10 protein-coding genes and 3 pseudogenes are annotated in these 9,655 nt (G+C 68.2%); 6 read left to right on the top strand and 7 right to left on the bottom strand.

The annotated features are described in order from the left end of the window. From A5698_RS22080 to A5698_RS22070, 3 genes are all read right to left on the bottom strand, one after another. Window positions 1-2,021, bottom strand: a 2,021-nt coding sequence (locus A5698_RS22080; protein WP_068301167.1) for an acyl-CoA dehydrogenase family protein, incomplete at its 3' end; no start/stop codon positions are given. Window positions 2,022-2,064: 43 nt separating this feature from the next. Beyond that, window positions 2,065-2,259, bottom strand: coding sequence for a ferredoxin FdxE (fdxE, locus tag A5698_RS22075; protein ID WP_068301164.1), 195 nt, complete (start codon window positions 2,257-2,259; stop codon window positions 2,065-2,067). A 47-nt stretch (window positions 2,260-2,306) separates the two neighbouring features. Beyond that, window positions 2,307-2,744, bottom strand: coding sequence for a lipoprotein LpqH (locus A5698_RS22070; RefSeq protein WP_068301159.1), 438 nt, complete (start codon window positions 2,742-2,744; stop codon window positions 2,307-2,309). A gap of 76 nt (window positions 2,745-2,820) precedes the next feature. Between A5698_RS22070 and A5698_RS29610 the strand changes: the two are divergent. Then, window positions 2,821-2,928: pseudogene (locus tag A5698_RS29610) on the top strand (CAP domain-containing protein); the annotation flags it as partial. Here A5698_RS29610 and A5698_RS22065 read toward each other — a convergent pair. From A5698_RS22065 to A5698_RS22055, 3 genes are read right to left on the bottom strand one after another with little or no spacing between them, the layout of a single operon-like run. Then, a complete protein-coding gene (locus tag A5698_RS22065; RefSeq protein ID WP_068301170.1) occupies window positions 2,898-4,418 on the bottom strand; it encodes a class I adenylate-forming enzyme family protein in 1,521 nt (506 codons plus the stop codon). The pseudogene A5698_RS29610 and the gene A5698_RS22065 sit on opposite strands and share 31 nt — an antisense overlap. Window positions 4,419-4,437: 19 nt before the next feature. Further along, the gene (locus A5698_RS22060; RefSeq protein WP_068301148.1) at window positions 4,438-5,631 is read right to left on the bottom strand and encodes a thiolase family protein; all 1,194 of its coding nucleotides are present in this window, start codon (window positions 5,629-5,631) and stop codon (window positions 4,438-4,440) included. Beyond that, window positions 5,631-6,089, bottom strand: a complete 459-nt coding sequence (locus A5698_RS22055) for a MaoC family dehydratase (protein ID WP_068301146.1) — start codon at window positions 6,087-6,089, stop codon at window positions 5,631-5,633. Before A5698_RS22055 ends, A5698_RS22060 begins: the two co-directional genes overlap by 1 nt. A 100-nt stretch (window positions 6,090-6,189) precedes the next feature. On the opposite strand from A5698_RS22055, the gene A5698_RS22050 reads away from it, so the two are divergent. From A5698_RS22050 to A5698_RS22035, 5 genes and pseudogenes are all read left to right on the top strand, one after another. Then, a complete protein-coding gene (locus A5698_RS22050) occupies window positions 6,190-7,380 on the top strand; it encodes a thiolase family protein (RefSeq protein WP_068301144.1) in 1,191 nt (396 codons plus the stop codon). A 1-nt stretch (window position 7,381) separates the two neighbouring features. Beyond that, window positions 7,382-7,807 carry a Zn-ribbon domain-containing OB-fold protein gene (locus A5698_RS22045; RefSeq protein WP_068301142.1) on the top strand — a complete coding sequence of 142 codons (426 nt, stop codon included), beginning with the start codon at window positions 7,382-7,384 and terminating at the stop codon, window positions 7,805-7,807. 5 nt (window positions 7,808-7,812) lie between these two features. Next, window positions 7,813-7,950, top strand: a pseudogene (locus A5698_RS29605) (nuclear transport factor 2 family protein); the annotation flags it as partial. Between the two features lie 109 nt (window positions 7,951-8,059). Beyond that, the gene (locus tag A5698_RS29600; protein ID WP_231967493.1) at window positions 8,060-8,254 is read left to right on the top strand and encodes a hypothetical protein; all 195 of its coding nucleotides are present in this window, start codon (window positions 8,060-8,062) and stop codon (window positions 8,252-8,254) included. A gap of 33 nt (window positions 8,255-8,287) precedes the next feature. Next, a pseudogene (locus A5698_RS22035) lies at window positions 8,288-9,037 on the top strand (SDR family NAD(P)-dependent oxidoreductase); the annotation flags it as partial. Window positions 9,038-9,040: 3 nt separating this feature from the next. Here A5698_RS22035 and A5698_RS22030 read toward each other — a convergent pair. Then, the coding region (locus A5698_RS22030) for an NAD(P)-binding domain-containing protein (protein ID WP_068301136.1) at window positions 9,041-9,655 on the bottom strand (615 nt) is incomplete at its 5' end.

The following is a 9,655-nucleotide window of genomic DNA, read 5'->3' as shown; positions in this document are numbered from 1 at the left end:
GCGGCGGCCCACAGCGTCGCGCGGCCCTTCCAGCCCACCGCCATGTCGGCGCAGTGGTGCTTGACCGCCTGGAAACTACCGATCGGCCTGCCGAACTGCTCGCGTTCGCCGGCCCAGCTGACGGCCATCGCCAACGCGCGTGCGGCCACACCCACGGAGTCCGCCGCAGCGGCCAGCAGCCCGTGCCGCCGGGCGGTCGCGAGAGCGTCGGCCAGATCCGTTCCCTCCGCGAGGATCTCACCGCGCGCATTGTCGAAGGTCACCGCGCCGACCGTCGCGGTCAGATCCAGCGGCTGCTGGGCCTCGACGGCGGCTTCCGACGGGTCGACCGCGATCAGCACCACACCGTCGCCGTGGCGGGCCAGCACCAGCAGCACCTCGGCCACCGGAGCGCCGGCGACCACCGGGACCGTACCCGTGAGCTGCGCACCGTCCCAGGTCGGCAGGGCCTCTCCGGCGAGCACCCAGCCGGCGTCGCTGAGCGGGACGGCGAACGCCGCGGTCGCGCCCGCGGCGATCCGGCTCGCCACCGATTTGGCGTCAACCGCCGTCGCCACGTCGAGCGCGGTGACCGTCGGCACCAGCGGGACCGGAGCGAGCGCCTTGCCGGCTTCCTCGATCGCGGCGTACAGCAGCCGGCGGCCGGCACCCGCACCGCCCAACGCCTCGTCGATCGCCAGCGCCGGCAACCCGAATTCGACCAGCGCCGACCACACATCGCGGTCGAACGCATCGTGCGAACGCCGGCGGTCCAGCAGTGCTTCGATGTCCACCCGCCCCCCGACGGCGTCCAGCGCGTCGCGCAGGCTCTGCTCGTCGGTATCGAAAACCGCCAGCGGGGCACCGGGTTTCACCGCAGCCGGCCGGCGCCCCTCCCCGCAGTGCGACGGCAGCCCGAGCACGGCCTCGGCGATCGTGTTGCGCTGGATCTCGGCGGTTCCCGCGCCGATCGTGGTGGCCCGGCTCATCAGGTAGCCGTAGGTCCAGCGCCCGCTGTCGACGGCTCCGGACGCCCGACTACCCAGCGCGGCGTGCGGTCCCGTCGCACGCAGAGCCAGCGCATGCAGATCCTGCTCGAACTCGGATTTGACCAACCGGTTCACCGAGGCCACCCCGCCGGGGTCCTCCCCGCGCAGCGCGGCATCCAGCGCGCGGGCGCTGTTCGCAGCGATCGCGCGGACACCGGATTCCAGGCGCGCCACCTGCTGCAGGACCAGCGGGTCGGTGTCCAGCCCCTGATCGCGGATCAGCGCGAACACCCGGTCGGTCGTCTTGCGGTACTTGAACTCGTCGGCCAGAAAGGCGGTGGCGCGCTCGTGTCCGAGCGACGTGCGCATGATCGCCCAGCCGTTGCCTTCCTCGCCGACCACATTCTCGACGGGCACCTCGACGTCGTCGAAGAACACCTCGGCGAAATGGGCGCCGCCGCTGATGTCGCGCAGCGGCCGCACCTCGATGCCCGGGCTGTTCATCGGGATCAGCAGGTAGGTGATGCCCTCGGTGCTCCTGTTACCGGGCCCGGTACGTACCAACGCGAACATCCAGTCCGCGCGGTCGGCCATCGTCGTCCAGACCTTCTGTCCGGTGACGCGGTAGATGTCACCGTCGCGCACCGCCCGCGTGGTCAGCGAGGCGAGGTCACTGCCGGCGCCGGGTTCGGAGAAGCCCTGACACCAGAATTCGTCGGCGCGCAGCAGCGGTTCGAGGAACCGGGCCCGTTGCGCGTCGGTGCCGTGCTTGATCAGCGTCGGCGCGACGATGAACGACAGCGAGCACGGATGCGGCGGAGCGCCCGCCGCCGTGGTGATCCGGTAGTAGTCGAGCTGGTCTTCCAGCGACAGCTCCATCCCGCCGACCGACCTCGGCCATCCGGGCGCAGCCAACCCCTCGTCGACCAGCCGCGAATGCCATGCCCGGGCGGCGGTGATCCGGTCCGCCGGGGGCCCGTCGCTCACCTGCTCTCGGCGGCGCTCGTCGAGTAGTGCGTGCAGGCGTTCGCGCCAGTTCCCAGCGGTGGTCACCCGACAAAGTTAACTTGGTTACTTATGTGGGTGCAAGGGTCCGTCAGTCTTCTTCGATGACGATCGCGACTTCCGGGCACGCGGCGGCGCCCTCGCGGACCTTGGCCTCGTCCTCCGGCCGGACCTCGTGGGCTTCCAGGATGCTGTAGCCGGCATCGTCGATGGGGAACAGGTCGGGGTCGACGGCGTAGCACTGGGCGTGGCCGACGCAACGCGCTTGCTCCAGACGGACTTTCATCGCTGAACCTCGTTCTCCTTTATTTCCAAACGGGTGGGCTGCACCCGTCAACACGCAACTTTGATTGAGAACTCACTCGACACGCGCGCACTCGGATTGTCCTCGGTGAAGCCGGTCGCGGTGCCCTTGATCGAGAACGTCGTGCCGGTGATCTCCACCTCCGCCGGCGCCCCCAGCTGTTCCCAGTGGCTGCCGGTGAAACCGTCGACATTGTGCAGTTCGGCGGACCGGACCACCGGCTTCTCCAGGGTGTCGACGGCCGTGGTGGTGCCGGACTCCTCGTCGCCGGTGGTGAGCGTCATGACGGTGCCGTCAGACGCGCACGTGACGTCGTGGGTGGTCTCGGTGGGCGCGCCGTCGAGAGTGATCTCGGCGGTCCCCGGGGCCAGCGCACCGGGTGGGCGCGCGGGCGGCTCGGGATTCGAACATCCCGCCAGTCCGACCGCGAGGACAGCCGCCATCGTGCAGACGCTGCGATTCGTCATTGCACCCCGTTCACCTGTGAACAAATCCGCTAAATATCTTCCCAATTCGACCTCAGGTTGGTTCACTATGTCAATGGATCCGAACCCGGACTACGACGCCAGCGACGAGTTGGAGTACGGCATCAACTGGTTTGCCTGGATATTGCGCGGCGTCTATCCGCCACCGGCGTACCCGCCTGTCTGAGCCACCGCCGAGCGCAGCCGCTTCTTGTCGACCTTGCCGCTCGGCAGCACGGGTAACTCGTCGACGACCACCAACCGGCGGGGAATCTTGTAGGCGGCCAGCCGCTGCCGCGCGAAGGCCTGCACGTCCTCGAGCGTGACGGTGGCTCCCGGATCGGGAACGACGACCGCGCACACCGTTTCTCCCCACCGCTCATCCGGTGCGCCGACCACCGCGCACGCGGCGACACCGTCGACTCGGCTCACCGCGTCCTCCACCTCGGGCGAGTACACGTTCTCGCCGCCGGTGATGATCACGTCTTTCTTGCGGTCGACCAGATAGAGCAGTCCGCGTTCGTCGAAGCGGCCGACGTCCCCGGTGTGGCACCAGCCGTCGCGCAGTGTCACCAGGGTCGCGGCGTGGTCGTCCCAGTAGCCGCGGAACAGCGATTCCGACTGCACCGCGATCTCACCCGGTTGCCCCACCGGCACCTCTGCGCCGTCGTCGTCGACGATGCGTACTTCGATGCCGGGAAACGGGAAGCCGACGGACCGCAGTGCCTCGGGATCACGGCCGTGCAGCTCACGGGGCAGCCCGGACACGATCGCCTCGGTCTGCCCGTAGAGGTTCAGGAAGCCGACCGACGGCATCAGCGCCAGTGCGCGTTCCAGGATGCTCATGGTCATCGGCGCCGCCGCGTAGACAACGGTGCGCAGCGACTCGACCAACTTGGTGTCGGTCACCGCGTCGAGCAGAGCGCGCAGCATCACCGGCGCCAGGTGCAGCACCGTGATGCGATGTTCGGCGATCAGCCGCACGGCCTCGTCGGGATCGAACTGCTCCTGCAGCACCACCGTGCCGCCACGGGCATGCACGCCGCCGAGCATCGCCATCGCGCCGATGTGGAACATCGGCATGTTGATCAGGATCTGATCGTCCGCGCCCGAACGCATTTCGGCATTCATGGTGAACAGTACGCGCCGTTGTTCAGGATGGCCGAGGATGCAGTACTTCGACGCCCCGGTGGTGCCGCTGGTGAAGATCAGGCAGGCGATGTCCTCGGGCCTGGCGCGCAGCACCGGTTCTCCGCCGGTTCCGCCGGCGAGGAACTGCTCGTAGTCGGTCCCGATGCCGACGAGAAGCGGCGCGGAGGTCAGCGACGGCGCGATCTCGGCGATCATCGGCGCGAACTCGTCGGCGACGAACACGATCCGCGGTCGGACGCGGTTGATGACGTCACGGATTTCGTCGCCGGTGAGCCGGAAGTTGACCGTCGCCAGGATGATTCCGCTGAGGTGGGTAGCCGCCATCACCTCGCCGAACTCGATGCTGTTGCGGCTCAGGATCGCGATGCGGTCCTGTCGCCGGACACCGGCCGACGCCATCGCCGACACCAGCTTCACGGCCCGCTCGTACAGTTGGCCGTGAGTCACCTCGCGGTCGCCCAGCCGATAGGCGACGACGTCGGGGAACCGCCGGGCGTTGTCGGTGACCATGTCGCCCAGCGTCATCGACGCATCGCCGGCCACGCTAGCGCCCGCTCAGCAGCATCGAACCGGCGACGGGCCCGCCGCCGACACCCACCGCGACCACCTCGGGTGTCGTCGGCACCTGCCGGTCGCCGCCCTCACCCCACATCTGCACGCACGCCTCGTGCAGGAAGCCCATGCCGTGCAGTCTGCCGCCGGAGAGCTGGCCACCGCTGGTGTTGATCGGCAGGTCACCCTCGAGCGAGATCCGCTGCCCGCCCTCGATGAAGTCGCCGACCTTGCCGTGTTCGCAGAAACCCAGAGCCTCCAGCCACATCACGGTCAGGAACGAGAACCCGTCGTAGATCTGCGCCATGTCGACGTCACCCGGTGTCAAAGACGTGTTCTGCCACAGCGTCGCAGCCGAATCGTGGGCGGCCATCGTGGTGATGTCCGAACGCTGATCCCAGGTCGCGCGCTCGAACATGCCCGGCCCCACCGACTCGACGGTCAGCGGATGTCGTGGCAGGCCGGTGGCGGCCTCACGGCGCGACACGATCACTGCCGTCGCGCCGTCGCACGGGACGTCACAGTCGTACAGACACAACGGTTCCGAGATCATTCGCGCCGACAGGTAGTCCTCCATCGTCATCGGGTCGCGGTAGATCGCGTCAGGGTTGAGCGCGGCGTTGCGGCGCGCGTTGAGCGCGATCGCGCCGAGTTGCTCTCGGGTCAAACCAAATTCGTGCATGTAGCGCTGCGCGGGCATGGCCAGCCAGTTCGCTGCCGACAGCGCGCCGAACGGCGCGACCCACTCCAGGTGCGGCGGCAGTTTGCCGCCGCTGAACAACACCGACGCCCGGCCGCCGCCGCCCTGTTGTGCCGCGGTGGATTCCCACACCGACCGGAACACGACCACGTGGTTGGCCAGCCCGAGCGCGACGGCCATGCAGGCCTCGATGACGGGACCGATCTGGCCCGCGGTCTCCATGCTGGAGATGTACCAGCGGCATCGCAGGCCCAGCGCATTGCGCACGTCCTGGATGCCGGCGCCGGTGAAACCGGGATCAGGCACGCCGGGGCCGGGGTAGCTGGCGATACCGTCGATGTCGTCGACTGCCAGGCCGGCGTCTTCGATCGCGCGCAGCACGGCCTCCAGGGTCAGATCGAGTCCGGTCCGCCCCAACCGGCGCCCGACCTGCGACTTACCGGCGCCGGTCAGCACGGCCTTTCCGTCGAACGGACCGCCGCCCATCAGAAGACGTACCGGGCGATGAGGTCGGCAACGGCCGCCGGCTTCTCCGACCCGTCGACCTCGACGGTGTGCCGGACGGTCAGGTTCACTGTGCCCTCACCCGACTTCACCGCATCGGCGAGTTCGGAGCGCACCCGCACCCGAGAGCCCGCGGTCACCGGGGCCAGGAACCGGACCTTGTTCAGCCCGTAATTGAGGGCCATCTTGGTGTTCTCGACGACGTAATTGTCCTTGCTCAGAGCGGGGATCAGCGACAGCGTGAGGAAGCCGTGGGCGATCGTTGTGCCGTAGGGGCTTTCGTTCTTGGCACGCTCGACGTCGACGTGGATCCACTGGTGGTCACCGGTGACCTCGGCGAAGGCGTCGACCCGCTCCTGATTTACTTCCAGCCACCGGCTGACGCCAAGCTCGGTGCCGACCGCCTCGACGGCCTCGTCGACGGACCCGATCGTTCTCATACCGCTCCTGTCCGAATATCGCTATCTATTTAACGGTATACTCTCACCTCATACCAGGGTGGCCGAATGCGGTTCCCCCTCCGACGACCCCGGGAGACCCATGACGTCGACGACGTCGCGTGCGGCCATCGTGGCCGCCGCCCGCACCCCCATTGGCACCGCCCGTAGGGGCACGCTGGCCCAGATGCCGGCCACCGAACTGGCCAAACCGGTCATCGCAGCGGCCATCGAGCGTTCCGGGTTGGCCGCGGCCGACTTCGATGACCTGGTGCTGGCCGAGGTCCTGCAGGGCGGCGGGGACAGCGCCCGCTATGTCGCCGTCGATCTCGGCCTGACCTCCATCCCCGGCCTGGCGGTGAACCGGCAGTGCGCGTCGAGCCTGTCGGCGATCGCAGTGGCCGCCGGCCAGGTGGCGGCGGGGATGAGCCAGGCCGTCCTCGCCGGTGGGATGGAGTCGTGTTCGACGACGCCGATGCTGCGCAAACGCAAGCCCTTCACATCGGGTAAGGCGGCCGAGGACTACGACGATCCGTGGTTCCCGTTCTCGCATCCGCCGACCGAAGATGCGCCCGCGTTGGACATGTCGATCACGGTGGCGCACAACTGCGCGGTGCAGTACGGCATCACCCGCGAGGACCAGGACGAGTGGGCGCTGCGCAGCCACCAGCGCGCGGTCAAGGCGATCGACGCCGGTTCGTTCGTCGACGAGATCGTGCCCGTACAGGTGCCGCAGGCCGACGGGTCGACGGTCACGTTCGCCGAGGACGAGCATCCGCGCCGCGACACCAGCCGCGAGGTGCTGGCCGGGCTGAAGGTGCTGCACCCCGAGATCGAGAACTTCACGGTGACGGCGGGCAATTCGTCGGGGGTCAACGACGCCGCCGCGGTCGTCGCGCTGGCCCGTCCCGACACCGGTCGCCCCGTGCTGGCGCACGTGCTCTCGTGGTCGGCGGTCGGCGTCGAGCCCAATCGCACCGGCAGCGGCCCGATCTACGCGATCCCGAAGGCGCTGGAGCTGGCCGGGCGCACGATCGAGGATGTGGCGCTGTTCGAAATCAACGAGGCGTTCGCCGCGCAGGCGGTGGCGTGCTCGCGAGAGCTCGGTCTCGACGAGGAGATCGTGAACGTGTACGGATCCGGCATCAGCCTGGGACACCCGATCGCGGCCACCGGGGCGCGGATGGTGACCTCGGCGATTCACGAGTTGCGCCGCCGCGGTGGCGGACTCGGTGTGCTGTCGATGTGCGCGGGCGGCGGAATGGGAGCGGCAATGGTAATCGAGGTGGCATGACATGACTCAACTCATCGCAGAGAACGTGTTCCGGGTCGAGGGTGACCGGGCGGTTCTGCTCGGATCGCGACGGCGGTCGACCGGGGTGGTGAAGTTCCCGCCCGAGCGGCCGGAACTGTTCGACGCCAACCCGGCGATCCAGCAGGACATCGAGCCGATCGAGCTGCCCACCGAGGGCACCCTCTACACGTACACCACCCAGGAGTTCCCGCCGCCGCTCCCCTACAAGGGCAACAAGTCGCCGGATGTGTTCAAGCCCTATGTCGTCGGCTTCATCGAACTCGACGGCAAAGTGCTCGTCGAAGCGCTGATCCTCGGTGCGACGGCCTCTGAACTGCGCATCGGGCAGAAAATGGTCAGCACCACAACGACGTTCGAAAGCGAAGCGGGCGAGCAGTTCCTGACCTACGCGTTCCAGCCGGCGTAACACCCGTGGATCACGCCGAGTTACGGGTTCGCGTCGGCGTGGACGATCTGCTGGCGAAGTACCAGTTTCTCGCCGGCAGCGGCAAGGTCGACGACCTGGTGCAGTTGTTCACGCCCGATGCGACGTTCCGGAACAACACCGAGCATCTGGTCGGTCGCGACGCAATCCTCGACTTCTTCACGCGTACGGCAACGGCGTTTGTCTCGGCGGATCTGCTGCCCGCCCGGGCATCACCTGGCGTCGGTTGTCGTCATGCCCGAAAGCGACCACGCGGCCAGCACGTACGCCTGCTTCCAGCTCGTCGGCAGGCACGGGCTCGACCATTGGGGTACCTACCGCGACACCGTGATTCACACACCTGACGGTTGGCGTTTCACCAGCCGAAAAGCGAAGGTGGAGGGTCACGTCGCCGGCTCCCCGACGGTAGGCCTGCTCGGACTCGAATGACGAAGGGGAACCGACGCGACACGTCTACAGGGCCGGGCCGCCATTGTCACCGGCGCAGGCCAGGGCCTGGGCAAGGGGATCGCCGCCGCGCTCGCCGACGAGGGCGCGTCGGTGGCGCTGCTGGGCCGGACGAAGCAGAAGGTCGACGACGTCGCCTCCGAGTTGACAGGCAGGGGCCGCGACGTGATATCGATCGGCTGCGACGTCGGCGACCGCGACGCCGTCGACACCGCCGTCGCCGAGACCCTCGACAGGTTCGGGCGGATCGACATCCTGATCAACAACGCGCAGGGCGGAGCGCTCGGCACCAGCACTCCCACTGTCGATCTCAGCGACGAAGAAGCTCTGGAGTATTTCCGGACCGGCCCGCTGGGTTCGCTGCATCTGATGCAGGCGGCGTTTCCCTCCCTGCGCGAATCCCCGCATGCGGTGGTCATCAATTTCGGGTCGGCCGTCGGCGTGCGGGGCGCGCCGCGGATGGCCGCCTACTCGATGGCCAAGGAGGCGATAAACGGGCTGACCAAGTCCACCGCGATCGAGTGGGGTAAGCACGGGATCCGGGTCAATCTGGTCTGTCCGGCCGCGTGGTCGCCCGGTGCCGAGACCTACCGCGACGAGGACCCCGCCCGTTTCGAGCAGATCGTGCGCAGTATCCCGCTGCGGCGCTTCGGCGATCCCTACGACGACATCGGCCGCGCGGTCGTCGGCCTGGTGAGCGACGACCTCCACTACCTGACGGGCGCGACGCTCATGCTCGACGGCGGCCAGATCATGTTGCGCTAGCACTCATTTGCTCAGCGGTAACTCGCCGCGTGTGATCACGTCGTAGAGCAGACCCAGGTCAGTGCCGGCTTCCTGCGCGGCGACCAACGCGGCGTCGACGTCCTTGCGCAGGAACGGCGCCGCCATCTCGGTGAACGGTGCCATCCCGCCGATCCCGCGCGCGTATCCCGCGACCTTGCTGTCGGCACTGCACGCCGCCAGCGCCTCCAGGAAGCGGTCCGCGTCGATGTCCAGTTTCCTAGCGACGGTGACCGCGGCGCTGAGCAGTTGCGCGTTGGCCGCGAACAGCACGTTGTTGACCAGCTTGAGGTTCAGTGCGGTTCCGAGCGCTCCGGTCCGCAAGACCGTTGCGGCATAGGGCTCGACGGCGTCGGCCGCGGTTGCGACGGCGTCCGCGGGGCCACCGATCATCACGGTGAGCCGGGCGTTGGCGATGTCGTCGGCGGTACCGCTGATCGGCGCGTCGAGCACCGTGACATCGGCTCTCGCGGAGTCGAGTTCACGCAGCGTGGCGACAGAGCCGGTGGTATGGGAGAGCACGACGGTGCCGGCCGCGCAATGATCGATCAGCTCGGTCGCGACGTCTTTGAGCTGGGCGTCGGAGAACATGCAGCAGAT

Source organism: Mycobacterium sp. E136 (assembly GCF_001666865.1).
Lineage (GTDB): Bacteria > Actinomycetota > Actinomycetes > Mycobacteriales > Mycobacteriaceae > Mycobacterium.
The sequence above is the reverse complement of the archived record's forward strand: the minus strand, read 5'-3'. Positions and strand labels throughout refer to the sequence as shown.

Excerpts from the sequence above, each read along its gene's own strand:
- fdxE (WP_068301164.1), bottom strand. The coding sequence starts at position 2,259 with ATGAAAGTCCGTCTGGAGCAAGCGCGTTGCGTCGGCCACGCCCAGTGC.
- A5698_RS22070 (WP_068301159.1), bottom strand. The coding sequence starts at position 2,744 with ATGACGAATCGCAGCGTCTGCACGATGGCGGCTGTCCTCGCGGTCGGA.
- A5698_RS22065 (WP_068301170.1), bottom strand. The coding sequence starts at position 4,418 with ATGACGCTGGGCGACATGGTCACCGACAACGCCCGGCGGTTCCCCGAC.
- A5698_RS22060 (WP_068301148.1), bottom strand. The coding sequence starts at position 5,631 with ATGGGCGGCGGTCCGTTCGACGGAAAGGCCGTGCTGACCGGCGCCGGT.
- A5698_RS22055 (WP_068301146.1), bottom strand. The coding sequence starts at position 6,089 with ATGAGAACGATCGGGTCCGTCGACGAGGCCGTCGAGGCGGTCGGCACC.
- A5698_RS22050 (WP_068301144.1), top strand. The coding sequence starts at position 6,190 with ATGACGTCGACGACGTCGCGTGCGGCCATCGTGGCCGCCGCCCGCACC.
- A5698_RS22045 (WP_068301142.1), top strand. The coding sequence starts at position 7,382 with ATGACTCAACTCATCGCAGAGAACGTGTTCCGGGTCGAGGGTGACCGG.
- A5698_RS29600 (WP_231967493.1), top strand. The coding sequence starts at position 8,060 with ATGCCCGAAAGCGACCACGCGGCCAGCACGTACGCCTGCTTCCAGCTC.